Origin of the sequence: Curtobacterium poinsettiae, assembly GCF_025677645.1 — a bacterium.
Lineage (GTDB): Bacteria > Actinomycetota > Actinomycetes > Actinomycetales > Microbacteriaceae > Curtobacterium > Curtobacterium poinsettiae_A.
Genome location: NZ_CP106879.1, coordinates 466,797 through 488,992 on the forward strand (window position 1 = coordinate 466,797; position 22,196 = coordinate 488,992).

Genomic DNA, 22,196 nt, shown 5'->3' on the forward strand with positions numbered 1-22,196 from the left:
GAACGAAGGGTGCGATCAGCGCATGAACGACATCGAACCCCTGCGGACCGCCGCCCCCGCGAGCCCGCCCGGTCGCCTGCAGCGCCTGCGGTTCCGGCTGCGCGCCGAGCAGGAGATCCACGAGCTCACCCGTGACCGCGAACTCGAGGACCGGGTCCGAGCCGAGGCGGCCGTCCGGCTCGCGCCCGGGCCGTGGCACCTCGGGGAGCTGTTCCGGCGTCGGTGACGGCTGAGGGGTGAGGACAGCACCTGTCACGGTTCCGCGGTCGGCCCTAGCGTCGAGGACATGACGTTCGCCGACACCGACCCCGAGTTCACCCGGTACCACGCCGACTTCGTGGACGAGACCCTGCGGAACGCATCACTCAGCGAGCACGACCGCGCGGTCGTCCAGCTCGGTGCGACGATCGCGGCCGGGGCACCGACGGCGTTCCGTGACCTGCTGGAAGCGGCCCTCGACGGCCCGCTGTCACCCACCGAGGCGAAGGAGGTCGTGTACCAGGCGGTGGCCTACGTCGGGTCCGCACGCGTCGGCGACTTCCTCGCGATCGCCAACGCCGTGCTGGTCGCCCGCGGGGTCACCCTGCCGTTGCCCGGGCAGTCGACCACGACCCCGGCGGACCGACTCGAGCGCGGCCGAGCGGTGCAGGGCTCCGTCGTCGGTGCGGACCGCGTCGACGCGATGTACGAGAACGCCCCGGCGGACGCCGTGCACTTCCAGCGGTTCCTGTCCGGCAACTGCTTCGGGGACACCGTCGGCCGTGACGGGCTGTCGCTGCCCACCCGTGAACTCCTGACCTTCGCGCTGCTCGCGGCGCTCGGCGGTGCAGACGCCCAGGTGCAGGGGCACGTGGCGGGCAACCTGAACGTCGGGAACACCCGCCAGCAGATGCTGGACGTCCTGACCGTGCTCGTCCCGCTCATCGGCTACCCGCGCACGTTGAACGCCCTGGCCACCGTGGACGAGGGAGCACCCGCAGCATGACCACGGACCACTCGATGTCGACCGGCCGGACCCTGCTGTTCGCCGTCGCCGGGGGAGCAGCGGTCGGCAACCTGTACTGGTCACAACCGCTGCTCGACGACATCGCATCGTCGCTCGGCACCTCGGCGTCGCTCGCCGGGCTGCTCGTCACCCTGACCCAGGTCGGCTACGCCGTCGGCATCCTGCTCGTCGTGCCGCTCGGGGACGTCCTCGACCGCCGGCGCCTGATCCCCTGGGTGCTCGTCGCCTCCGCCGTCGCGCTGCTGCTCGCCGCGATCGCACCGACCTTCGCGACGCTCCTGGTCGCCCTGGCGCTGGTCGGGATCACCACGGTCGCCGGGCAGCTCCTCATCCCGCTGGCCGGGGACCTCGCCGACCCCGCGCAGCGCGGACGCGTGATCGGCACGATCGCGTCCGGGGTGCTCACCGGCATCCTGGTATCGCGGACGATCAGCGGTCTGGTCGCGGACGCGTTCGGGTGGCGCGCGATCTACGCGCTCGCCGCCGTCGTCGCGGTCGTCCTCGCCGTGCTGCTGCGGCGGGCCGTCCCGGAGCTCGAGGCCCGCGGCGGGGTGGCGTACCCACAGCTCATCCGCTCGGTGTTCCGTGCCGTCCGGACGCACCGGACCGTCCAGGTCACGCTGGTGATCAGCTCGTCGGTGTTCGCCGTGTTCACGATGTTCTGGACCGCACTGACGTTCCTGCTGAGCAGCGACCCCTACGACTTCTCCACCAGCAGCATCGGGCTGGTCGGCCTGGTGGGGCTCGCGGGCGCGGTCGCGGCGCAGCGCGTCGGGCGGCTGCACGACCGCGGGCTGTCGGTCCCGGTCACCGGGGGAGCGATCGTGCTCCTGCTCGTCTCCCTGGTCGTCGCCGGGATCGGTGCGCGCTCGATCGTCGTGGTGCTGCTCGCCGTGCTGCTGCTCGACGTCGCCGTGCAGGCCGCGAACGTGCTCAACCAGACCCGGCTCTTCTCGGTCGACCCTGCCGCGCGGAGCCGGCTCAACACCGCCTTCGTCACCTCGAACTTCATCGGTGGGGCGATCGGCTCCGCGCTGGCGTCGGTCCTGTGGAACGCCGGGGGCTGGACGGCGGTCACGATCGGCGCCGCGGTGCTGGCCGGGTTCGCCGCGACGGTCTGGGTCGTGCACCGGAACCGAGGGCTCGTGGTCGAGCCGGAGCGGGCCTGACCGCGGGGATCAGCGGAGCAGGGCGTTCGCGACCTCGAGGTCACCGTGGTCGACGAGCCAGCGCACGGCGTCCAGCACGGTCTCTTCTGCGGTGAACGCCGGTGCGTAGCCGAGCAGACGACTCGCCTTCTCGGTGCTGAAGACCTGGCTGCGGGACAGGTGCTCCCAGCTGGCGTCAGCGTGCTCTGGAGCCGTGGTCTCGCGGAACCGGTCCCACGTGACGGGGTCGAGCCGGGCCTCCTGGCCGAACCACGACGCTGCCAGGTGGGCGTACCCGCGTGCGGTGAGCGCTGTCGGAGCCGTGACGAAGAAGTCCTCGCCCGCTGCCGCTTCGCGGTGCTCGACCGCGAGCTGGAACGCCTGCGCGACGTCGTCGGCGTGCACGTGGGCCATCGTCTCGGCGCCGAGACCGGGGACCTCGAGCGGTTCGCCGGCGGACAGCTTCGTCAGCACCGAGGTGTCGAGGTTGCCGAGCGGACCGATCGGCGTCCAGCCCGGACCGCTGATGTGACCGGGGTGCAGCGACGTCGTGACCAAACCTCCTGACGCGGTTTCTTCCTTGAGCATCCGGGCGATGGCGTCCTTCTGGACGCCGTAGTCACCGAACGGCGCGGTCGCGTTCTGCTCGGTGATCGGCAGCACGTGCGAGACGCCGGCCCGCCAGATCGAGCCGCAGTGCACCAGGTGCGTGCCGGTGCCGCGGAGCGCGTCGACCAGCGCCGCGGCGGAGGACTCGGTGAAGCAGACCAGGTCGACAACGGCGTCGGCACCGAGCGCGGCGATGCGGCTGCCGAAGGTGCCGTCGCGGTCCTCCTGCTCGCGGTCGGCGGTGATCCGCTCGACCTGCTGCCACTCCGGGGCGTCGGCGTACGGGCTGCTCGTGCCGCGCGTGACGGCGACGACCCGGTGACCCGAGCGGACGAGACGGGGGACGAGGAACGAGCCGATGTGGCCGGTGGCTCCGATGACGACGATGTGCATGGGGCCACCGTAGGCCGAGGCGTGCAGATCGTGAGCAGGAATGGTCGAGTGCGGCGGTGCGACCCGACCGTTCCTGCTCACGAAGCGAGCCCGCGGCACGCTCAGTCGGCGGTGATGACCTGCACGGAGCCGGCGATGGTCGCGGCGTCCTCGGCGAGCGCGACGACCGGGTCGGGCAGGCCCGCGCCCCCGAGGGCCTTGCGCGCACCCCAGCCGACGAAGCTGCCGACGAGGGCACCGACGCCACCGAGGATCGCTCCCTCGATGCGCAGGTCGCGCTTGCCGGTGGTGCCGAGGGCGGCACCGGCGAGGGCACCGGACGCGACACGTCCGAGCAGCGCGGAGGGGGCGATGCGGTTCGGGGTCTTCGGCAGCTTGTCGCCGATGAGCTCACCGACGGCGGACGCCACGAGCAGCCCGCGCCCGACCGGGGTGCTGAAGACCTTCCACTGCTGCCACGAACCCTTCAGCGAGGACCGGTCGTGGTTCAGTGCGAGGACGGCGAGCGGGGTGGCGCTCCGGCCACCGCTCATGATGCCGAGGACCAGGGTGCGGACCAGGGTGTGCTGCTCGTGCTGCTTGCTCATCGTGACTCCTGTCGTGTTGCCCCTGACGGTACGCACGGTGACCTCGGGTGTTCCGAGCATCGCGGGCGACGATCCGACGTCCGACGTTCCCTGGGCACGGAGCCGACCCGAGTAGCGTCCGGCGCATGAGCAACGTCATCGTCCTCGGCGGCCACGGCAAGGTCGCACTCCTCGCCACCCGCATCCTGTCCGAGCGCGGACACACGGTCACGTCCGTCATCCGGAACGCCGACCAGTCCGACGAGATCCGGGCGCACGGCGGCGAACCGCAGGTCGCGGACATCCAGCAGCAGTCCCTGAACGACTTCGCCGAACTCGTCCGCGGGCACGACGCCGTGGTGTGGTCGGCCGGTGCCGGTGGCGGGTCCGTCGACCGGACCTGGGCCATCGACCGTGACGCCGCGGTGCTGTCGATCCAGGGGGCGAAGCAGGCCGGCGTCGACCGGTACGTGATGGTGTCGTGGTCCGGCTCGCAGCTCGACCACGGGATCCCGCAGGACCAGGACTTCTTCGCGTACGCGCAGTCGAAGATGATCGCCGACGCTGTGCTCCGCGACTCGGGGCTGCAGTGGACGATCGTCGCCCCGAGCACCCTGACGGACGACGAGCCGACCGGCTCCGTCGACTGGGACGGCTCGTCGACGCAGGTGCCGCGTGGTGACGTGGCGCACGTGGTCGCCGACGCGGTCGAGAACCCCGGCACGGCCGGCAACACCTTCCGGTTCAACACGGGGTCGACCCCGGTGGCGGAGTTCCTGCGCGCCGACGCCGTCTGACCTGGGCCGACAGACCCGCAGCCCCACAGACGAACGGGGTCGCAGCGGTCATCCCGCTGCGACCCCGTCGCTGCGTCAGTAGAGCGTCGAGATGCCCGTCATGTCCCCACGGCCGAGCGTGCGGCCCTCGAGCTCGCAGTAGCCACCGGACGGCTCCATGACCTGGCCGGTGCCGGTGGCGACGTGGTCGAGGCCGTACAGGTGGCCCCACTCGTGCGTGGCGACGACCTGGGTGTCGAAGCGCGCGCCCGAGCAGGTGGCCGTCGAACTCCACTTGAAGCCGGTGGCGTAGCGCTGGTCGGCCTCACGAGCGTTGCCGTTGCCGTCGAACCAGACGCACGTCACGCCGAGGGTTCCGGTCGGGAGCTTGCCCCAGCCCATCACGTTGTAGCCGTTGTTCCGCGAGCAGCCGCCCTGGTCGGTGAGGTTGGGCTTCTGGGTCGCGAGACGCAGGTAGTCGTTCTTCGCCGTCGACGTGACGGTGCGGTCACACGCCGAGATCGTGCCGTTCCAGGTGTTCGCCGCCTTGCGCAGGGCGTCCTTGGCGTACGAGGACTTCTGGTCGGTCTGGTTGTAGTACCACTTGACCGTGCTCAGCCAGGTGTAGCCGGACGCCTCGTACGCCGTGCTCGTGCACTTCGTGGTCGCAGCGGTCGTCGCGGCGGGGGCTGCCTGTGCCGTCGCGGCCTGGCTCTGCGCACGTTCCTGCTGGACGGCGGGGGCCGAACCGGTCCAGGCCTCGTCGACGCGGACGGCGACACCGGCGGAGCCGTTGTTCGCGATGAGGACGTCGGCGAGCTCGGGCGCCCCGGGGGCGGCCGAGCTGCTCGCCATGACGCTCTCACCCGGCGCGGGGAGCGCGAAGGTGCGGCCGTCGGGCGTCACGACCGTGCCGGAGGTCGCCGTGCAGCCGCTCTCGAGCGTCTGCACCGACAGGGTCCCGGGGGCGCAGCTCGTGCCGGCCCCCGGGGTCGCCGCCTGGGCGGGTGCTGCGGTGATGGTGAGACCGGCGAGGATCGCGACGATCGCCCCGGTGCTCAGCGCGTTCCTGACAGGACGCATGGTTCCCTTCCAGCGGCAGGCCACGTGCCCCCCGCTCCTGATCGGGGTCCATGCTCGCCGATGACCCCGCACCGGGTCCAGGACTGCGCTGCGGGGACACGCCCCCAGTCAGGGGCGACGCTCAGGCGAACTGCGCGGAGAAGCGCTCCGGTGCATCGGCGAGCGACGCCTTCACCATCCGGCTCCAGTCGTCGACCAGCACCTCGGCCGCGCCGCGCTCCACACCGTCGAGTGCCGCACGGGCCACGTCCGTCGGGTCCATCTTCGGGCCGTCGTAGTCGCCCATCATGTCGGTGTCGGCCGCGCCGAGGTGGAGCCCCTGCACGCTGATGCCCCGATCGGCGAGCTCCAGGCGGACGGCGTTCGTCATGTTCCACTCGGCCGCCTTCGCCGCGGCGTAGCCACCCGCACCGGGCGCCGCGAACCACGACAGGGCCGACAGCACGTTGACGATCGCGCCGCCGCCGTTCCGCTCGATCACCGGTGCGAAGGCGCGGATCATCGACAGGCTGCCCCAGAAGTGCGTGTCCATGGCCTTCCGGACGATGGCCAGGTCGTCGGTCACCAGGGATCCCTGCGTCGAGATGCCGGCGTTGTTCACGAGCAGGGTGACGTCGCCCGCGGCGGCGGCCACCGCGTCGACCGAGGCCTGGTCGGTGATGTCGAGGGGCAGCGCGACGACACCCTCGACGTCGACGAGTTCGGGGCGGCGTGCGGTCGCGTAGACCTTCGACGCCCCGCGCTCCAGCAGCTCCAGGGCGAAGCGGCGTCCGATGCCCCGGTTCGAGCCGGTGACGAGTGCGACCGATCCAGCGATGTCCATGGTGTCTCCTCCTGCCACGCGGGTGTCTCCCGCAGCGGCTCGGCTACGCTAAGACCTCACATCCATGTCAGGGGCAAGCCCGGATCGGAGCACACGTGCGCATCGGAGACCTCGCGGCGGAGACCGGCGTCAGCGTCCGCTCGCTGCGGTACTACGAGGAGCAGGGGCTGCTCACCGCGTCGCGCACCGCGAGCGGGCAGCGGGTCTACGCGGACGCAGCCGTCGAGCGGGTCCAGCTCGTGCAGCAGCTGTTCGCCGCCGGGCTGGCGAGCCGCACGATCGTGCAGCTGCTGCCCTGCGTCGATCGTGGGGAGTCGACGCCGGAATCGTTCGCGCTGCTCATCGCCGAGCGAGACCGGATCACCGCGCAGCTGGCCGAACTCCAGGCGGTCCGGGGGCGGCTCGACCAGGTCATCGCGATCACCGAGCACCCGACCGCCGAGCACTGCCCGGCGCTGCGTGACCGACCTGCGGAGCCGGTCGCGGCCTGAGACGGACACCGGGACGGACTGGAGGCCCGTGGCGGGTGCGCCACGGGCCTCCCGACCGTCAGGTGGTCGCGGACAGGGCCGCTGCCACGGCCCGTTCCTGTCGCGTGTGCGCGGCGAACGCGTCGGCGACCGGGTTGCGGCGACGGTCGAGGCCGCCGGCGCCGTCCTCGACGAGGTCGAAGAGGCCCATCGTGAGCAGGTGCTCCTGGCGTGGGGCGTCCGTGTGCCGCACGGTCCACTCGTACATGTCGAACAGCGGCCACCAATGTGCTTCTTCATCGAAAACCTGCCATCCGTCCGGCACGTCGGTGTGCGGACCTCGTCCATGCCGTATTTACACCGGTGTAAATGTGGACAGTAGCCGGTGCTCGACCGCCCGGTCAAGGGGTCGTGGGGGCCCGTCGTCACCGGGTCAGGCGGGGACCGAACGCAACGGTCCGGACGACGCCCGGACGACGAGTGCGTGGGGCGAGCGCAGCACCACCGGTGCCGCCGGGGCGCCCTCCTCGAGCTGGGCGACGAGCACGCCGACCGCCATCGCCGCGACGCGGTCCAGGTCGGCCGACACCGTCGTCAGCGCCGGGGTCGAGTACGCCGACTCCTCGATGTCGTCGAACCCGACGACCGCGACGTCGTCCGGCACGGTCCGGCCCGCGAGCTGCAGGGCACTCATCGCCCCGAGCGCCAGCGCGTCGTTGCAGCAGACGATCCCGTCGACCGGCACCCCGGCGTCGAGGAGCTGCCGTGCAGCCGCCGCCCCCTCGGCCCGGTGCCACAGCGCGGTCGGCACCACCCGCTCGGGTGCGAACGGCATGCCGTGGTCGTCGAGCGCCTCGCGGTAGCCCCCAGTCGCTCCTGCGCCGTACGCACGGGGCCGGACGGGTCGGAGCCGATGAACGCGATCGACCGGCGGCCGGCGTCGAGCAGGTGGGCGGTCGCGTCCCGCAGCGCGTCCGCGTTCGACATGGCGATGAACGGCACGGGGGCGTCCGGGATCGGCTCACCGAGCACGACCAGGGGGAACTTCACCTCGAGCGCGGCGGCGTCGCTCGGCCGGACGGTGAGCGGGCTGTAGATGATGCCGTCGATGGAGTGCTCGCGCATCCGGGTGATCGCGTCCGCCTCGCGCACGCCGCTCGCGGTCTGCTCGATCAGCACCGTGTAGCCCACGGCTCCGGCAGCGCGGATGACGGCGTCGGCGAGTTCGGCGAAGTACGCCTGCCGCAGTTCCGGCACCGCGAGCCCGAGCACCTTGGAGCGTCCGGCGCGGAAGTTCCGGGCCGAGACGTTGAGCTCGTAGCCGAGCTCGTCGACGGCGGCCATCACGCGGTCGCGCGTGCGGACGAGACGTGTTCGTAGCCGGACAGCACGTTCGAGACGGTCTTCTTCGAGACACCCGCCACGGCGGCGACGTCGCTCATCGTGGGCGGAGAGCGGTGCCCCTGCGCCATCGGGCGCCCCCTCTCACGTGCGGACTACGTTCGGCAGGAACCTACCGCACCCGCGTGGTCCGGACCGGACGGGAGGCCCGTGGCGGGCCCGCCACGGGCCTCCCGTCCGGTCGGTCGCCCGTCCAGGGCCCCGCTCAGTCCGCCAGGAACCGCAGGACCGCGAGCACCCGCCGGTTCTCGTTCGGCGTCGCCTCGAGCCCGAGCTTGGTGAAGACCGCGGTGACGTGCTTCTCGACGGTCCCGCCGGACAGGAACAGCGTGTCCGCGATCGCGGCGTTGGACCGGCCCTCGGCCATCAGGCGCAGCACGTCGGTCTCGCGGGCGGTGAGCGAGTCGAGCGGGCCGCTCGTGGCGCGCGGCGCCTGGACCAGTGCGGCCGCCACCTCGGGGTCGAGCACGACGTTGCCCGCGGCGACCTGGTGCAGCGAGTCGATGAAGGTGCCGACCTCGGCGACCTGGTCCTTGAGCAGGTACCCGACACCGACGGTGGCGACGTCGAGCAGCGCCCGCGCCCACTGCGCCTCGGCGTACTGCGAGAACAGGAGCACCCCGACGTCGGGCCGGACGTCCTTCACCCGCACGGCCGCGCGGACGCCCTCGTCGGTGTGGGTCGGCGGCATCCGGATGTCCATCACCACGACGTCGACCGCACCGTGCGCGACGGCGGCCACCGCGGCGTCGCCGTCCGACACCGGCACGACCTCGTGCCCGCGACCGCGCAGCAGGGACGTCAGCCCCTCGCGCACGATCGTGTTGTCGTCGGCGACGACGATCCTCACCGTTCGGCTCCGCTCGGCATGCGCATCCGGATGCGGGTCGGGCCGCCGGCGGGGCTGTCCACCTGCAGGTCGCCGTCCACGGCGCGCAGCCGTTCGAGCACCCCGGCCAGGCCGGTGCCGTGACCGTCGGGGGTGCCGAGCGCGACGTGGGCCCCGCCGTGGCCGTCGTCCTCGACCTCGACGAGCAGGTCGGTGCCGAGCATGCCGACCCGGACGGCGGTGGCCGAGGCTCCGGCGTGCTTCGACACGTTCGTCAGCAGCTCGAGCACCCCGAAGTACGCGATCCCCTCGACAACGCGGGACGGCCGGACGGGCAGGTCCACCGACAGCGCGACGGGGAACGGGGTCCGGGAGCACGCCGAGGTCAGCGCGGCCTCGAGCCCCTCGTCGAGGACGGGCGGGTGGATGCCGCGGGCCAGGGCGCGGAGCTCGACCAGCGCTTCTTTCGTCGACGCGTGTGCCCGGTCGACCAGCGCGGTGACCGCATCCGGGTCGGCGCCGGTCTGCAGGCGGTCGCGGGCGTCGCCCAGGGTCATCGCCAGGCCGACGAGCCGGGCCTGGGTGCCGTCGTGCAGCTCCCGCTCGATGCGGCGCAGGGTGGTGTCGGCGTCGAGCACGGCGGCGTCGCGCGAGGCCGTGACCTGGCGGAGCCGCAGGTCGCGGGCGGTGGCCCCGAGCAGAGCGCGGATGACCACACGCTGCAGTGCCGCGAGCCCGTGGTTCACCGCGGGCCAGAGGAACAGCACGATGAGCAGGCCGAGCACCGCGAACGCGACCTGCAGCGGCGGGGTGTCGACGTACACGCCGAGGAACTGCGCACCGCTGTGGAGCTCGCCGTCCGCGCCCCGCTGCGCCGGCAGGAAGTGCCCCCACGCCGCGTGGGTCATCGCGCCCAGACCGCTCACGAGCACAGCGGTCGAGACGGCGAACGTGGTGGTGGTCAGCACGAACCCCGCGAGCAGGTACGCGAACGCCCGCCAGGTGGGGCCGTCCGACAGTCGGGCGAACGCGGTGCCGAGCGGCGTCGAACCTGCACGGGGCGGTGCCGGGGCGACGACGACCTGCCCGAGCAGCGCGGCGGACATCCGGCGGGTGACCGCGGCGAACCAGTGCGACCCACCGAGCAGGAACGCGGCGACGACCAGGCCGACCCAGGTCAGCGACACCGGGATGCCGACGGCCGGCACCACGACGAACCAGGCCAGCGCAGCGATCGCGATCGGCAGGTGCGCGGCGTGGAACGCGAAGGCCCGCCAGGTGCTGCCGTCGGCGACGGCTCGGAACGGTCGGAACCGGGGGACGGTGGTGGGTGCGCCCGGGGTGGCGACGGCGGTGTACATGCGGACCTCTTCGTGTCGGTGACGAGCTTATTGCCCGACACCAGCCTCGCCGCGGGGGTCCGCCCGCACACCGGTGCTGCCCCCCGTCGTCGGTGGGGAAACCCCGCGATCATCGTCAGCAGGCTCCGGTCAGGACCCGGTCTGCTCGGTCGGTGCGGCCACGGGCTTCGACTGGCTCGACCCTCGTTGCCGCAGGGACACGGTGGCGATCACCATCACCGAGATGACCAGGAACTCCGACTGCCAGTTCTGCATCGACTCGAACCAGAACTGGCTCGTGCCCAGGTAGCCCCACGCCGTGACGACATTGCCGCCGTGTTCGAGCCGCTCCTCGTTGTAGGCCGCCGCACCACCGATCAGGTGCCCCACGACACTGCCGAGGAACAGCACCGCGAACAGGATCAGCAGGGAGTTCTCGTACAGCACGAGCACGATCCCGCCCCGGCGCACCGGCCACGGGGCCTTCGGGTCGTCGGCGTGCTCCCGGGGGTCCTCGTCCTGCGGGCTCTGTTCGTCCAGGGGCTCGGACTCGCTCGACCCCTTCTGGAACAGGAACACCGTGAACACGATGTACGCGCCCATCTGCAGGAACTCGCTCTCCCAGTTCTCGAAGGTGGCCTCGGCGAAGTCGCCGCTCGTCAGGAAGCCCCAGAGCGACACGGCCGCCTCGCCGTGCTGGAGTGCGTCCGCCGTGGACACCCGCCACCCGGCGAACACCATGCCGACGAAGCACACGACGAAGACGGCGACGTTCGCGAGGAGCAGGCCGTGCCGTCGCACACGCTGCCACCCACTCGATCCGTTGTGCAGGCCGAGGGTCACCGGGTCCTCCGTTCGTCGTGTCGAGCCCATCCTGGTCCGGTCGCCACGAACGCCTTCGCAGGAGCACCCGACCGGTCGCGCCGGTCCGTCAGCGACTCAGAGCGTGACGCCGGTGGCCGTCGCGAGCGCGTCGAGCAGTGCGGTGCGGAACCGCTGGTCGGCGACCGCCGGGTGCGGCTCCTGCCGCTCCCCGTGGAACCAGTAACCACCCGTCGCGGTTTGGTCCGGGTCGGTCGCGAGCATCTCCTGCGTGCGGTGTCCGAGCTCGAAGTCGTCCGGAGCGCCGGCCCCACCCATCTTGGTCGCCACCCAGCCCGGGTCGACGGCGTTGCTCAGCACGCCCGGGCGTCGGAGCGGCACCTCGGCGGCGAGTGCCGTCACGAACAGCTTCGTGTCGGAGTACGAGTTCGTCTCCGAAGCGCCGGTCCAGTCGACGGTGTCCAGGCGCGGACGGCCGCCCCGGTGCATCCCGCTGCTCAGGTACACGTGCCGCCCCGGCGAGCGCAGCAACGCGGTGAACAGGTACGGCGCCACGACGTTCACGGGCACCAGGGAACGGCCCGAGATCACGCCGGCGTTGTGCACGACGGCGTCGAGCGGGGTGCCGGCGTCGAGTTCCCGGGCGGTGGCGATCACGGCGTCGCGGTCCGCCAGGTCGGCGACGACGAGTTCGGCGCCGCGCTCCACCAGGTCGGCGACCGCCTCGGCGCGAGCCCGGTTGCGCGCGTGGACGACGACGTCGTGTCCGCTACGGAGCAGCGAGTCGGCGGTTCCCCGCCCGAGGCCGTCGGTGGATCCGGTGACGAGGATGCGTGCCATCCGCCCATCATGCGCCCGGCGGCTGCGGCGGGTCCGGCATGTGTACCGGCAACGAGCGGACGGGAGGCACGGTGCGTGCCCGCCACGGACCTCCCCGCTGTTCACAACCCCGTCACACCTCGGCGGCGGCCCGCAGTTCGAGCGCCACGGCGTTCAGGCCCACGATCAGCTCGTCCGCCCGGTCGGCGTACTCCGGAGCAGGCGCTCCCGCATCACGCGCCTTGCCGCTCGACCACGGTGCCCGGACCGGCGCGGCGACCGTCAGCAGGTCGTCGCGGTCCCATCCGTGATCGAGCAGCCCACGCGCATGGTCCATACGCTCCTGCACCCGCACCACGTGCGGATCGCCGTGCTCGCTGAGGAACGCGATGAGCCGGTCGCCGCGGACCACGTACCGCCGGAGCTGGTCACGTCGGTCCCGCGCGCTGTACCGGCCGCCGTGCAGCAGGTGTCGGCGCAGCCATCCCATGCCCCGATGATCCCACCGCCCCGTTCAGCCCGCTGGTCCTGTACGTTTCCTGTGTAGACATTCCCCGATCAGAGAGGACGCGGCGCCATGAGTGACGGCACGCCCCAGTACAACCAGCAGAACCCGAACCCCTACGCCGCCGGCGGCCAGCCCTACGGCGCTCCGATGCAGCCGTCGTCCGACCGCTTCAACGTCATGGCGATCGTCGGGTTCGTCCTGGCCTTCGTGGTGAACATCGCCGGCCTCGTGGTGTCCATCATCGCGCTCTCGCAGATCAAGAAGACCGGGGAGCGCGGCCGCGGCCTGGCCCTCGCCGGCGTCATCATCAGCGCCCTGTCGCTCGTGTTCGGCATCATCTGGATCATCTTCGTGGTCTCCGTCGTCGCGAACGCTCCGGCGGGCAGCACCGGCGGCTACTGACCGTCGTCAGCACCGCACCGGAGGCCCGTGGCAGCTCGCCACGGGCCTCCGGTCTGTCCGGGGTCCGTCCCGGACATCGGCCTCAGCCGATGACGCCGGTGTGCTCCAGCACGATGTTCAGACCGATCAGGATCAGGACGACGCCACCCGCGATCTCCGCCGGCTTGCCGAAGCGGGCACCGACACGGCGACCGACCAGGACCCCGACGAACGACAGCACCGCGGTCGTGATCCCGATGAGCAGCACCGCGCCGCCGATCGACACGGGCAGGAACGCCAGGGTGACGCCCACCGCCAGGGCATCGATGCTGGTCGCGACCGCCAGCACGAGGAGTTCGCGAACCGGCAGTCGATCGGTGTCCTGCTCGGTGTCCTCGTGCTTCGAGAACGCCTCCCACAGCATCTTCCCGCCGATCAGCGCGAGCAGCGCGAACGCGACCCAGTGGTCGAAGGCCGCGATGTACTGCGCGAACGCCGACCCGAGCAGCCAGCCGAGCAACGGCATCACCGCCTGGAACACCCCGAACGTCAGCGCGATCGCGATCGCGTGCCGCACGTCGAAGCGCTTCATGTGCAGGCCCTTGCCGAGGGCGACGGCGAAGGCGTCCGCGGAGACGCCGAGCGCGATGAGGAAGAGGGCCCAGAACGACATGGGAGCGGCGCCTTTCGAGACGGTCGGATGGAGACTCCGACGTCTCAGGACCTGACGATCCTGGCACGATCCAGGGGACGAAAAGGCCTGATCAGCGGGATTCGTCGCCCCGAATCCGCGGGTTGGTGGGCCCGGTCCGCCAACCCGGCCCACGTTCTCGACGTGACCAGGGGACGGACGGGAGGCCCGTGGCGGGGCCGCAATGCGCCTCCAGGCCGGCAGTCAGTGCGTCAGGAACCGGCGGCCGCGTGCGCAGCCACCTGACTGGCCGTCAGTTCGGTGCCGTACACGGCGGCGTACCGCATCGACCCGGTGAAGTACGGGTTGTTCGTGGAACCCGGCCAGCCGCTGACGACGTCGTAGCCGACACGGAAGTACCCGGTGAAGTTCTCGGGGCTCGTGAAGGCCGCGTTCGACGCGACGAGCTTGCCGTCGACGTACAGGCGCATGCCGTTCGTCGGCGACATCGTCGACACCGCGTGGTGCCACGCGCCGTCGTTGAGGGCCGTCGGCGAGGTGATGACCTGCGTGGTGCCGTTGTAGGAACCGAACGAGAGCTGCCCCGTGGTGGTGAGGTAGAGCTTCCGGTCGTGCTGCCCCGACGCGCCGGTCTGGCTGCTGCCGAAGCCGATGAGCATGCCGCCGGCGACCGTGGTGCGGAACCAGACCTCCTCGCTGAAGGTCGTGGGGTTGGCGTACGAGCGCGGGGTGGAGACGTAGCTCGTGGACCCGTTGAGCGCGTAGGCGCTCCCGCTGTCGCGCGGGCAGGCGTTCGGGCTCGGCGTGGTCGCGGTCATCGCGCCCTGGTAGGTGCCGTTCGCGCCACGACCCGACCAGTCGGTGGCCGTCTTCGATCCAGAAGCCTCGGTCAGGCGGTAGGCGAACAGGGCGTTCGCGGTGTCCGCGCCGACGGCACCCGTGCACGTGAAGTACGGGGCGGTCGCGGCCGTGTTCGCGCTGTTGGTCACGCGTGCGGTGTACGCCGAGCGGGTCGGTGCGAACTGGTTCAGCAGGACGACGACGGCCAGGGCGACCACGAGGAGGACGGCGACGACGCGACCGTCGCGCAGGCGGCGGATCACGAGGGGCGCACCGCCTCGACGCGGCCGACCGCCAGGCACGCCACGAGCGGCACGAGGCACACGGCGATCAGGGCGACCCAACCCAGGGGATCGAGGTCGATGTTCGACATGAGCTGGTAGTGCCCGTTCTTCGTCAGCTCGTGGATGACGACCTTGCCCATCTCGCCGTCGACCAGGTGGATGCTGTTGCCGCCGTGGGCGTCGACACGGACCGGGAAGATCCCGGACGAGATCACGGTGGCCTCGACGCCCGTCGGGCTCGAGGTGTTCGTGATCGTCGTCACGTTGACGAACGGCTTAAACACGAACGCCGCGTACGAGACGGTGAGGGCGCTGCCCGCGATCCGCAGGCACGTGCGGGTCACCCGGTCGGTGAACGCGCTGGTCAGGGTCAGGATGATCAGCGTGCCGATGAGCAGGATCGGGGCGGCACGGAGCAGCCAGCCGATGCGCGGGACCAGGAGCGCGGGGGTGCCGATCACGTCGGCCTGGGTGAGCGTCCACGGGTCCGTCGCGCCGTTGACGTCACCGCGGGTGTGGATCCCGCCGTCCGTGTCGATCGAGACGATGCGGTGCGTGTAGACGACGTCCGGGTTGGCGGAGGTCTCGAACGAGACGATGTCGCCGACACTGAGCGTGGCGACGTCCACCGGCAGGTCGAGCACGAGGGTGCCGACGGGGGCGGCTTCGCCCATCGAAGGCGTCTCGACGACGAACCAGCGGCCGCCGGCGGAGAGGAACAGGACCGCGGCGGCGAGGAGCACCGCGGCGATCGCGGCGACCGACCAGGCGAGGACCGTCTCGGAGCGGGTGACCTGACGGCCGCGGAGGACCGGGCGGTCGAGCATGCCGCTGAGCGGGATCGCTGCGGTCTGGCTCATGGGCGCTGCTCCGGGAGGTCGGGGTGGGGCGTTGGTGGGGCTGGTCTTGCTGGTCTTGCTGGTCGGGCTGGTCCTGCTGGTCTTGCTGGTCGAGCTGGTCCTGCTGGTCTTGCTGGTCGTGCTGGGGTGGCGACGCTCGGCCGGAGGGGGGTCGGCCGAGCGTCGCCGGTCTGGGGGAGGGGTGATGGGGGTCGGATCAGGCCGTGAAGGTCCAGGTCATCGGGACCGAGGCGGCGAGGCCCTGGTAGGTGTTGCCGGCCGAGGAGTCGAGGGTCACCGCGAAGTTGAACGGGACGCTTGCACCGGCGGCCGGGGCCTGCGGCATCGTGAAGGCCGACGCCGCCGCACCCTTGAAGCTGGCGAGGGTGCCGCTGAACACGGTGGTGGAGCCGGAGGTGATGACGAGGTTCATCTTGGCGCAGAGGTCGGTCGCGGTGCCGTTGGCCGAGCCGTTCGCGGACTGGGTGCACGTCGCGCCCGGGTTGAGCGTGAAGGTGCTGGCGTTCGCGGTGCCGGTGTTCTTGATCGAGATCGCGGTGTTGACCGTGTTGCCCGGGGTCATCGTCGTGCTGCCGCCGAACTTGTTGATCGTCGAGCAGGTCGCCGAGTTCGTCGAGACCGAGCCGCCGTCGGTGCTGAGGCAGGTGACGGTCGCGCCGGCGTTCTGCTCCTGCATGATCAGCGTGCCGCTGCCGGCGGTGTTGCTGCTGTTGGTGATGCTCGCGGCGAACCCGGAGAGGGTGCCGGTGAGGGAGAGGGAGAGCAGGACGGCGGCGAAGATACCCGCGAGGAGGGCCACGGGGGCGAAGCGGATCCGCTTCAGTGCGGAGGTGCGGAGCTTGGTGGACACGGGGTACCTCTTCGTTCGGTGGTGGTTGCAGGAGATCGGGGGGAGCAAGACGTTCGGGCTGTTTTGCTTCAATGGATAAGATAGTCAGTGGTTGATCAAGTTGGCCACTCGTATACTTGCCCCAGTACGGGGGACGCACTTGTCCCCCCGAGAACCGACAAGAAGGAAGACTCCGTGGCAGCAGCACGCAACGACGACGCGGCCGATCTCATGGCCGCGTTCGACGCCGTCGTGCGTGCGAACGCGAGCCTGGTGAGTCAGCTCAGCGCTCGCGCGGGCGTGCACGAGAACGCCCTCCGAGCCCTGGTGCTCATCAGCGACACCGGGTACTCCACGCCGACCGAGGTCGCCGGGTACCTGGGGCTGACCTCGGGCGCGGTGACGAACATGATCGACCGGATGAGCACCGCCGGCCTGCTCGAGCGCGCGCCGAACCCGGCCGATCGCCGAGGCTCGCTGCTGCGGCTGCTGCCCCCGGGCGATGTCGTCGTGTCGGACTACCAGGAGCGGTACGCAGCGATGCTGCGGGCCGTCGACGGGGCACACAAGGGCGAACTGCACGAGGTGCTCAACGACCTGGCGACGAGTCTGTACGAGCAGGCTGCCGCTACCTCCTGATCTCCCTGGTGTGGACCGCGCGTCGAGCTGGTGTGGATCGCGCGTCTACCCGGTGTGGATCGCGCGTCTACCCGGTGCGGATCGCGCGTCTACCCCGTGCGGATCGTCCGTTCCGCTGTCGGGGTGAGGCCGGCACGGCGTTCCCGATCCGTCCCGCGGGCACGCTCGTCCTCGAGTACCCGCACGACGGTGTCCCGGAGGGGTCGGGTCACCCCGCCGGCGTCCGTGAACGCCACCGCGGAGCGCTGCGCGAACCCGGCCTCCGACACCGGGATCCACAGGGGGAGTGATCGCGGTCCGGCCCAGTAGGCCACGTCGTGTGCAAGCAGGACGTCGTCGTCGACCGCGACCAGCTCGTCGTCGAAGCCGGTGACCTCGGCCACGCACCGGAAGAAGTCCTGCATCGGCGTCGGAGCGCCCACGGCGTTGACCGTGCCGACGAACCCGTCGCGCCCGGCACGGACGAGCCAGGCGGCGAGGTCCGCGACGTCGATCACCTGGACGAACCGCTCCGCCGTCGTCGGCACCAGCACCGGCCCACCGCGGTCGAAGCGTGCCGGCCAGTACCCGAACCGGTCACTGGGGTCGCCGGGCCCGACGATCAACCCCGGACGTGCGACGAGCAGCCGCGACCCGAGCCGGAGCCGTGTCGTGCGCTCGGCGAGGACCTTCGCGTCGGCGTACTCGGACGGGTCCGTCGGCTCCACCAGCCGGGCGGACTCGTCGGCGCCCGGTTCGTCGTTGTCGGCGTACACCGAGACCGTGGACACCAGGGTCCAGTGCGCAGTCCGGTCGGCGAGGGCGTCGAGCGCCGGGGCGACGAGCTCGGGAGCGTGGGCGAGTTCGATGACCTCGTCCCAGGCCCCGGTGGCTTGTTCGAACGCGCCGGGCAGGGCTCGATCCGCCTGGACGAAGCGCGCTCCCTCGGGGACACCGCCGGTGACGCCCCGGGCGAGGCAGGTGACGTCGGCACCCTCGGACAGGAGCTCGTCGACGATCGTTCGCCCGAGCCAACCGCTTCCGCCGAGTACCAGGACGCGTCGCACGCGCTGCGGCATCAGACGGGCTGGAGGGGCCGTCGTTCACCGTCGGGGAGCTCGACCCGGATGCGATCGCCCGGCCGGACCGTGCCCCCGGTGAGCACGACGCTCATCACGCCGCCCTTGCGCTCGACCGTGCCGTCCTCGGCGCGCCCCAGCACCGCACGCAGGAGTCCCGGCTCGAAGCCGTTGATCTGCTGGCACGGGTTCCGCAGGCCGGTGACCCGGACCGACGCGTCGTCACCGAGGTGCAGCACTGTCCCCTCGGGGAGCCCGAGCAGGTCGACGCCGCTCGTCGTCACGTTCTCGCCCATCTGGCCCGGTTCGACGTCGTACCCTGCCTCGGCGACCTCGTCGAACAGCTCGGCGTGCAGCAGGTGGACCTGGCGCAGGTTCGGCTGCGAGGGGTCACGGGCAACCCGGGAGCGGTGCTGCACGGTCGTGCCGGCGTGAGCATCACCTTCGATGCCCCACCCCGCCACGAGCGTCACCGCGTCGACCAACGGCTTGCTGAACCGGTGCTCATCGTCCTTGCTCACCGCGACCACGCGCGGCTGGTCCATGTCGTCCCCGCTCATGGGGCCGATTCTGCCCCATGGTCGCGGCCGCGCGAGTGCAGCGTCGGTCAGCGGGGCTCCCGCAGGCCTGTTCAGCGGCGCGTGCGGAGCGCGTTCGTGGCCCACAGCGAGACGGCGATGAGCACGGGCTGGAACAGCAGGCGGACGAAGCGCTTGGTGTCGGTGTCCAGACCGAACCCGTCGCGGTGGTGCATCCACTGCGCGATGTTGCCGGGGAAGACCGCCAGGAAGAACACCGCGACGACCCAGCCGACGGTCACCTGGCGCCGAGCCAGGAGCATCAGCGCAGCCCCGAGCGAGATCTCCACCACGCCGGAGGCGATCACCGTGGCATCCGTCGGCAGCGGCACGAACTTCGGCACCTGCGCCTGGAACTCCTCGCGCGCGACGGTCAGATGGCTGATGCCGGCCCACGTGAGCATCGCGCCGAACAGGATGCGGACGATGGTCCGGGGGCGGGTGGAGCGGACTGCGGGGGTGCGGGTTGCCATCGGGGTGGTGCCTTTCACGGTCGTGGTGGGATTCGGTGGATCGGGAGCCGAGGTCAGCGGCTGCGGAGGAGGCGGCGTCGGCGTGCGGCCTCGAAGGTGATCACGGCAGCTGCGGCACCGAGCGTCACGATCTGGGCGACCGGACGGCCGCGGGTCGAGGTGAGCAGTCGCAGCACGCCGGCGAGTGTGAGTGCGGCAGCACCGCCGGTCGTGCTCGTCACCGAGCCGTCTTCGCGGTCGATCACGAGCCGCGTGCCACCGAGGGCGGTCGCCACGACGGCGGACCCAGCGCCGACCAGATCGCTTCCTGGAGCAGGACGGAGTGCTTTGGTCGCGAGTCCGACCCCGGAGAGGACTTCGAGGCCGGGGATGCCAAGAGCGTGTGGGACACCCGGTTCGAATCCACGTCGCTGCATCTGCTGGGCTCGCGCGTGCAGCGGGGTGCGGCGAACCGTGGCGATGCCGTGCCCGGCGAGCAGGCCACCGGTGACGAGGTCGATCCAGCTGGTCAGTTTCACGTTGCGCTCCATTAGGTTGTGCACAACCTAACACGCCCCGACACCGGGAACCAGACCTCGGGTCCTCCCGGCGCGGGATCGGGTACGTCTAGGGCGACGGTCGGCGGCGAAGCGTTGTCGACGGCGGTTCGCCGAAGGTGCCCGCGTAGTACCCGGCGAACCGGCCGAGGTGCTGGAAACCCCAGGCTCGAGCGATCTCGCCCACGGTGGTGATGTCGGCGTCGGCGGCGCTCAACGCTGCGCGCACCCGGTACAAGCGGACTTCCCGAAGGAAGTGCATCGGCGATCGTCCAGCGTGGCGTTGGAACGACGACTGGAGGGACCGTACGGCCACTCCCGCTGCGGCGCACACATCCGTGATCGTGATCGAACGGTGCGCGTTCGCGACCATCCACTCTTGCGCCAACCGCATGGTCGCGGGTCCGGCCAGCAGCGGCATGTCCAGCGCCGGGAACGCGCGGAACGCGTCCGACACGGCCTCTGCGAGGACGACGTTGCTCGCCGAACGCGACGCCTGGTCGAGTGCCGGGTTGAGCAGTTGCGGAGCGACGGCAGTGATCGTCGTCCGCAAGCGTTGCAGCACCGCGGGATCGGTGATCGCTTCGAAGCGGAGAGGCGCCGGAACCGTCTGCGCTCGAGCGGCGGCGACTGCCTCGAGGAACGCGCCGTCGAAGCGGATCAGGTGCTGGGTGGTGGGGAGCGCGTCGAAGGTGAACTCGCGACCGCCCAGGAGGTGCGGTGACGGACGCACCGCACCCCCTGTCAGGGGCCCTGGGACACCAGGGCCTGCGAGGTCAGCTGCGGATGAACGCGAGGATGTCGGGGTTGATGACGTCCGCGTGCGTCGTCAGCATGCCGTGCGGGTAGCCCTCGTAGATCTTGAGCGTTGCGTCGCTGAGGAGTTCGGCCTGCTTCAGCGCTGCGTCCTGGTACGGCACGACCTGGTCGTCGTCGCCCTGCAGGACGAGGACGGGCACGGTGATGGCCTGGAGGTCCTCGGTCTGGTCCGTCTCGGAGAACGCCTTGATGCCCTCGTAGTGTGCGACGGCACTGCCCGTCATGCCCTGACGCCACCAGTTCGCGATGACCGGCTCCGACGGCGTCACGCCGTCACGGTTGAAGCCGTAGAAGGGGCCGGACGCGACAGCCTGGAAGAACTCGGCGCGGTTGGCGGCGAGTGCCTGGCGGAATCCGTCGAACACCGAGATGTCGGTGCCCTCGGGGTTCGCGTCGGTCTTCACCATCAGCGGCGGCACGGCGGACACGAGGACCGCCTTCGCGACCCGGTTCTGGGGCTGGCCGTACCGCGCGACGTAGCGAGCGACCTGGCCGCCACCGGTGGAGTGGCCGATGTGGACGGCGTCGTGCAGGTCGAGGTGCTCGACGACCGCGGACACGTCGCTGGCGTAGTGGTCCATGTCGTGGCCGGTGCCGATCTGCGACGAGCGGCCGTGACCGCGTCGGTCGGTCGCGATGACGCGGAAGCCCTCGGCCAGGAAGAACAGCATCTGCGCGTCCCAGTCGTCCGAGGACAGCGGCCAGCCGTGGTGGAAGACGATCGGCTGCGCGTCGGCGTTGCCCCAGTCCTTGAAGTAGATCTCTGCACCGTCATCGGTGGTCACGTAACCCATGGTTGCTCTCCTGTGCTGTTCTGCGGTTGTGGTGGTCGGTGGGTGGTCAGTCGAGTTCTGCGACGGCGTCGGTGATGAACGCCGCGACCTCGGTGGGGTGCGTCTGCATCACCAGGTGCGGTCCGTCGATCTCGATCACCTTGCGGACGCCCGCGCGCCGGTAGCCGAAGCGCTCGACGTCCGGGTTGATGGTGTGGTCGGCGCTGGAGACGATGCCCCAGGACGGCTTGGTCTTCCACGCCGCGACGGACGCGGGCTCGCCGAACGCGACGGCGGACAGCGGACGCTGCGACACCGCGAGGACCCTGGCCCGGTCGAGGTCGAGGCCACCCGCGAAGACGGCCGGGAAGGCGTCGACGGCCACGGAGACGTCGGTGCCGGGCTCGGCACCGTCGATGGGGTAGGGCGCGTAGACGAGGTTCTCGGCGAGGTCGCTGTCGGGGAACCCTCCCTGGAGGGCTCCGAGGCTCTCGCCCTCCTCGAGCGCGTACGCCGCGACGAAGACGAGCCCGACGACGTTCTCGGCGACGCCGGCGACGGTGAGGATCGCGCCGCCGTAGGAGTGCCCGGCGAGCAGGACCGGTCCGTCGATCTGCTCGACGAAGGACTTGATGTAGGCCGCGTCGCCGGACAAGCTGCGGTTGAACACCGGCGGGACGAGGACCCTGTGGCCCTGATCGAGCAGGAGCTTCGTGACGGGCGCCCAGCTGGCGGCGTCTGCGAAGGCTCCGTGGACGAGGACGATGGTCGGTGATCCGGTCACGGTGGGGTCCTTCCCGGTCCGTAGCCGCTGCTGCGGACCTTCGTCGGTGAAGGGAGGGTGTGCTCCCGTCCGAGACGGTAGGGGCGGGGACCAGCGG

29 protein-coding genes and 1 pseudogene are annotated in these 22,196 nt (G+C 71.2%); 7 read left to right on the forward strand and 23 right to left on the reverse strand.

Features of this window, described 5'->3' with window-relative positions; genetic code table 11:
• The first annotated feature begins 22 nt into the window (after positions 1-22).
• From OE229_RS02325 to OE229_RS02335, 3 genes are read left to right on the forward strand one after another with little or no spacing between them, the layout of a single operon-like run.
• Positions 23-226, forward strand: a complete 204-nt coding sequence (locus OE229_RS02325) for a hypothetical protein (RefSeq protein WP_182064482.1) — start codon at positions 23-25, stop codon at positions 224-226.
• Between the two features lie 60 nt (positions 227-286).
• Positions 287-985 carry a carboxymuconolactone decarboxylase family protein gene (locus OE229_RS02330; protein ID WP_262139559.1) on the forward strand — a complete coding sequence of 233 codons (699 nt, stop codon included), beginning with the start codon at positions 287-289 and terminating at the stop codon, positions 983-985.
• Positions 982-2,175, forward strand: coding sequence for an MFS transporter (locus OE229_RS02335; RefSeq protein WP_262139561.1), 1,194 nt, complete (start codon positions 982-984; stop codon positions 2,173-2,175). Before OE229_RS02330 ends, OE229_RS02335 begins: the two co-directional genes overlap by 4 nt.
• Before the next feature lie 9 nt (positions 2,176-2,184).
• On the opposite strand, the gene OE229_RS02340 is transcribed toward OE229_RS02335, so the two are convergent.
• Together OE229_RS02340 and OE229_RS02345 are read right to left on the reverse strand one after the other, a co-directional pair.
• Complete coding sequence (locus OE229_RS02340; protein ID WP_262139563.1) at positions 2,185-3,156, reverse strand: NAD-dependent epimerase/dehydratase family protein; 972 nt, start codon at positions 3,154-3,156, stop codon at positions 2,185-2,187.
• A gap of 101 nt (positions 3,157-3,257) precedes the next feature.
• On the reverse strand, positions 3,258-3,743 hold the full coding sequence (locus OE229_RS02345; RefSeq protein ID WP_209132466.1) for a DUF4126 family protein: 486 nt from the start codon (positions 3,741-3,743) through the stop codon (positions 3,258-3,260).
• 125 nt (positions 3,744-3,868) lie between these two features.
• Between OE229_RS02345 and OE229_RS02350 the strand changes: the two genes are divergently transcribed.
• Positions 3,869-4,519, forward strand: a complete 651-nt coding sequence (locus OE229_RS02350) for an SDR family oxidoreductase (protein WP_209132469.1) — start codon at positions 3,869-3,871, stop codon at positions 4,517-4,519.
• A gap of 75 nt (positions 4,520-4,594) precedes the next feature.
• Here OE229_RS02350 and OE229_RS02355 read toward each other — a convergent pair whose 3' ends face one another.
• Both OE229_RS02355 and OE229_RS02360 read right to left on the reverse strand, forming a co-directional pair.
• Positions 4,595-5,581: a matrixin family metalloprotease gene (locus OE229_RS02355; RefSeq protein WP_262139565.1), complete on the reverse strand. Its 987-nt coding sequence runs from the start codon at positions 5,579-5,581 to the stop codon at positions 4,595-4,597.
• Positions 5,582-5,702: 121 nt separating this feature from the next.
• On the reverse strand, positions 5,703-6,404 hold the full coding sequence (locus tag OE229_RS02360) for an SDR family oxidoreductase (RefSeq protein WP_262139566.1): 702 nt from the start codon (positions 6,402-6,404) through the stop codon (positions 5,703-5,705).
• Between the two features lie 95 nt (positions 6,405-6,499).
• On the opposite strand from OE229_RS02360, the gene OE229_RS02365 reads away from it, so the two are divergent.
• Positions 6,500-6,895 carry a MerR family transcriptional regulator gene (locus OE229_RS02365; RefSeq protein WP_262139567.1) on the forward strand — a complete coding sequence of 132 codons (396 nt, stop codon included), beginning with the start codon at positions 6,500-6,502 and terminating at the stop codon, positions 6,893-6,895.
• Positions 6,896-6,953: 58 nt separating this feature from the next.
• On the opposite strand, the gene OE229_RS02370 is transcribed toward OE229_RS02365, so the two are convergent.
• From OE229_RS02370 to OE229_RS02410, 8 genes and pseudogenes are all read right to left on the reverse strand, one after another.
• Positions 6,954-7,127: a hypothetical protein gene (locus tag OE229_RS02370; RefSeq protein WP_262139569.1), complete on the reverse strand. Its 174-nt coding sequence runs from the start codon at positions 7,125-7,127 to the stop codon at positions 6,954-6,956.
• Between the two features lie 180 nt (positions 7,128-7,307).
• Positions 7,308-8,218, reverse strand: a pseudogene (locus OE229_RS18095) (LacI family DNA-binding transcriptional regulator).
• Positions 8,218-8,346 carry a LacI family DNA-binding transcriptional regulator gene (locus OE229_RS02385; RefSeq protein WP_263344971.1) on the reverse strand — a complete coding sequence of 43 codons (129 nt, stop codon included), beginning with the start codon at positions 8,344-8,346 and terminating at the stop codon, positions 8,218-8,220. The pseudogene OE229_RS18095 and the gene OE229_RS02385 overlap by 1 nt, the downstream one beginning before the upstream one ends.
• Positions 8,347-8,480: 134 nt before the next feature.
• On the reverse strand, positions 8,481-9,125 hold the full coding sequence (locus tag OE229_RS02390; protein ID WP_027466877.1) for a response regulator transcription factor: 645 nt from the start codon (positions 9,123-9,125) through the stop codon (positions 8,481-8,483).
• Positions 9,122-10,465 carry a sensor histidine kinase gene (locus OE229_RS02395; protein WP_262139572.1) on the reverse strand — a complete coding sequence of 448 codons (1,344 nt, stop codon included), beginning with the start codon at positions 10,463-10,465 and terminating at the stop codon, positions 9,122-9,124. The genes OE229_RS02390 and OE229_RS02395 overlap by 4 nt, the downstream gene beginning before the upstream one ends.
• A gap of 129 nt (positions 10,466-10,594) precedes the next feature.
• Positions 10,595-11,287 carry a DUF6766 family protein gene (locus OE229_RS02400; RefSeq protein WP_263344974.1) on the reverse strand — a complete coding sequence of 231 codons (693 nt, stop codon included), beginning with the start codon at positions 11,285-11,287 and terminating at the stop codon, positions 10,595-10,597.
• Between the two features lie 96 nt (positions 11,288-11,383).
• On the reverse strand, positions 11,384-12,106 hold the full coding sequence (locus OE229_RS02405) for an SDR family NAD(P)-dependent oxidoreductase (RefSeq protein WP_262139575.1): 723 nt from the start codon (positions 12,104-12,106) through the stop codon (positions 11,384-11,386).
• A 112-nt stretch (positions 12,107-12,218) separates the two neighbouring features.
• Positions 12,219-12,575, reverse strand: coding sequence for a hypothetical protein (locus OE229_RS02410; RefSeq protein ID WP_262139576.1), 357 nt, complete (start codon positions 12,573-12,575; stop codon positions 12,219-12,221).
• A gap of 87 nt (positions 12,576-12,662) precedes the next feature.
• Between OE229_RS02410 and OE229_RS02415 the strand changes: the two genes are divergently transcribed.
• Complete coding sequence (locus OE229_RS02415; protein WP_182064491.1) at positions 12,663-12,995, forward strand: DUF4190 domain-containing protein; 333 nt, start codon at positions 12,663-12,665, stop codon at positions 12,993-12,995.
• Between the two features lie 82 nt (positions 12,996-13,077).
• Here the strand turns inward: OE229_RS02415 and OE229_RS02420 are convergent, their stop codons facing one another.
• The 4 genes from OE229_RS02420 to OE229_RS02435 form a co-directional block, all read right to left on the reverse strand.
• On the reverse strand, positions 13,078-13,647 hold the full coding sequence (locus OE229_RS02420; protein ID WP_209132490.1) for a manganese efflux pump MntP: 570 nt from the start codon (positions 13,645-13,647) through the stop codon (positions 13,078-13,080).
• A gap of 230 nt (positions 13,648-13,877) precedes the next feature.
• Positions 13,878-14,729, reverse strand: a complete 852-nt coding sequence (locus OE229_RS02425; protein WP_209132492.1) for a LamG domain-containing protein — start codon at positions 14,727-14,729, stop codon at positions 13,878-13,880.
• Complete coding sequence (locus tag OE229_RS02430) at positions 14,726-15,610, reverse strand: S26 family signal peptidase (protein WP_262139580.1); 885 nt, start codon at positions 15,608-15,610, stop codon at positions 14,726-14,728. The genes OE229_RS02425 and OE229_RS02430 overlap by 4 nt, the downstream gene beginning before the upstream one ends.
• A gap of 196 nt (positions 15,611-15,806) precedes the next feature.
• Positions 15,807-16,460: a COG1361 family protein gene (locus tag OE229_RS02435; protein WP_182064495.1), complete on the reverse strand. Its 654-nt coding sequence runs from the start codon at positions 16,458-16,460 to the stop codon at positions 15,807-15,809.
• A gap of 174 nt (positions 16,461-16,634) precedes the next feature.
• Here OE229_RS02435 and OE229_RS02440 point away from each other — a divergent pair, with 174 nt between their 5' ends.
• The gene (locus OE229_RS02440; protein ID WP_315973846.1) at positions 16,635-17,078 is read left to right on the forward strand and encodes a MarR family winged helix-turn-helix transcriptional regulator; all 444 of its coding nucleotides are present in this window, start codon (positions 16,635-16,637) and stop codon (positions 17,076-17,078) included.
• 89 nt (positions 17,079-17,167) lie between these two features.
• Here OE229_RS02440 and OE229_RS02445 read toward each other — a convergent pair whose 3' ends face one another.
• From OE229_RS02445 to OE229_RS02475, 7 genes are all read right to left on the reverse strand, one after another.
• Positions 17,168-18,124 (reverse strand): NAD-dependent epimerase/dehydratase family protein, encoded by a 957-nt coding sequence (locus OE229_RS02445; RefSeq protein WP_262139582.1) that lies wholly within the window; start codon positions 18,122-18,124, stop codon positions 17,168-17,170.
• 11 nt (positions 18,125-18,135) lie between these two features.
• A complete protein-coding gene (locus tag OE229_RS02450) occupies positions 18,136-18,696 on the reverse strand; it encodes an MOSC domain-containing protein (protein WP_262139584.1) in 561 nt (186 codons plus the stop codon).
• Positions 18,697-18,767: 71 nt separating this feature from the next.
• Positions 18,768-19,187: a DoxX family protein gene (locus OE229_RS02455; protein WP_182064498.1), complete on the reverse strand. Its 420-nt coding sequence runs from the start codon at positions 19,185-19,187 to the stop codon at positions 18,768-18,770.
• Between the two features lie 53 nt (positions 19,188-19,240).
• A complete protein-coding gene (locus OE229_RS02460; protein WP_262139586.1) occupies positions 19,241-19,705 on the reverse strand; it encodes a hypothetical protein in 465 nt (154 codons plus the stop codon).
• Between the two features lie 88 nt (positions 19,706-19,793).
• Complete coding sequence (locus tag OE229_RS02465; protein WP_182064500.1) at positions 19,794-20,456, reverse strand: AraC family transcriptional regulator; 663 nt, start codon at positions 20,454-20,456, stop codon at positions 19,794-19,796.
• Positions 20,457-20,499: 43 nt separating this feature from the next.
• Positions 20,500-21,336 carry an alpha/beta fold hydrolase gene (locus tag OE229_RS02470; protein WP_262139587.1) on the reverse strand — a complete coding sequence of 279 codons (837 nt, stop codon included), beginning with the start codon at positions 21,334-21,336 and terminating at the stop codon, positions 20,500-20,502.
• Positions 21,337-21,382: 46 nt separating this feature from the next.
• The gene (locus OE229_RS02475) at positions 21,383-22,099 is read right to left on the reverse strand and encodes an alpha/beta fold hydrolase (RefSeq protein ID WP_182064502.1); all 717 of its coding nucleotides are present in this window, start codon (positions 22,097-22,099) and stop codon (positions 21,383-21,385) included.
• Between the last annotated feature and the right edge of the window lie 97 nt (positions 22,100-22,196).

Bases quoted from the DNA above. Each gene is read 5' to 3' on its own strand.
- OE229_RS02430 (WP_262139580.1), bottom strand. From the start codon at position 15,610: ATGAGCCAGACCGCAGCGATCCCGCTCAGCGGCATGCTCGACCGCCCG.
- OE229_RS02395 (WP_262139572.1), bottom strand. From the start codon at position 10,465: ATGTACACCGCCGTCGCCACCCCGGGCGCACCCACCACCGTCCCCCGG.
- OE229_RS02420 (WP_209132490.1), bottom strand. From the start codon at position 13,647: ATGTCGTTCTGGGCCCTCTTCCTCATCGCGCTCGGCGTCTCCGCGGAC.
- OE229_RS02330 (WP_262139559.1), top strand. From the start codon at position 287: ATGACGTTCGCCGACACCGACCCCGAGTTCACCCGGTACCACGCCGAC.
- OE229_RS02455 (WP_182064498.1), bottom strand. From the start codon at position 19,187: ATGGCAACCCGCACCCCCGCAGTCCGCTCCACCCGCCCCCGGACCATC.
- OE229_RS02385 (WP_263344971.1), bottom strand. From the start codon at position 8,346: ATGGCGCAGGGGCACCGCTCTCCGCCCACGATGAGCGACGTCGCCGCC.
- OE229_RS02325 (WP_182064482.1), top strand. From the start codon at position 23: ATGAACGACATCGAACCCCTGCGGACCGCCGCCCCCGCGAGCCCGCCC.
- OE229_RS02355 (WP_262139565.1), bottom strand. From the start codon at position 5,581: ATGCGTCCTGTCAGGAACGCGCTGAGCACCGGGGCGATCGTCGCGATC.
- OE229_RS02415 (WP_182064491.1), top strand. From the start codon at position 12,663: ATGAGTGACGGCACGCCCCAGTACAACCAGCAGAACCCGAACCCCTAC.
- OE229_RS02450 (WP_262139584.1), bottom strand. From the start codon at position 18,696: ATGAGCGGGGACGACATGGACCAGCCGCGCGTGGTCGCGGTGAGCAAG.
- OE229_RS02350 (WP_209132469.1), top strand. From the start codon at position 3,869: ATGAGCAACGTCATCGTCCTCGGCGGCCACGGCAAGGTCGCACTCCTC.
- OE229_RS02360 (WP_262139566.1), bottom strand. From the start codon at position 6,404: ATGGACATCGCTGGATCGGTCGCACTCGTCACCGGCTCGAACCGGGGC.
- OE229_RS02410 (WP_262139576.1), bottom strand. From the start codon at position 12,575: ATGGGATGGCTGCGCCGACACCTGCTGCACGGCGGCCGGTACAGCGCG.
- OE229_RS02470 (WP_262139587.1), bottom strand. From the start codon at position 21,336: ATGGGTTACGTGACCACCGATGACGGTGCAGAGATCTACTTCAAGGAC.
- OE229_RS02340 (WP_262139563.1), bottom strand. From the start codon at position 3,156: ATGCACATCGTCGTCATCGGAGCCACCGGCCACATCGGCTCGTTCCTC.
- OE229_RS02345 (WP_209132466.1), bottom strand. From the start codon at position 3,743: ATGAGCAAGCAGCACGAGCAGCACACCCTGGTCCGCACCCTGGTCCTC.
- OE229_RS02405 (WP_262139575.1), bottom strand. From the start codon at position 12,106: ATGGCACGCATCCTCGTCACCGGATCCACCGACGGCCTCGGGCGGGGA.
- OE229_RS02335 (WP_262139561.1), top strand. From the start codon at position 982: ATGACCACGGACCACTCGATGTCGACCGGCCGGACCCTGCTGTTCGCC.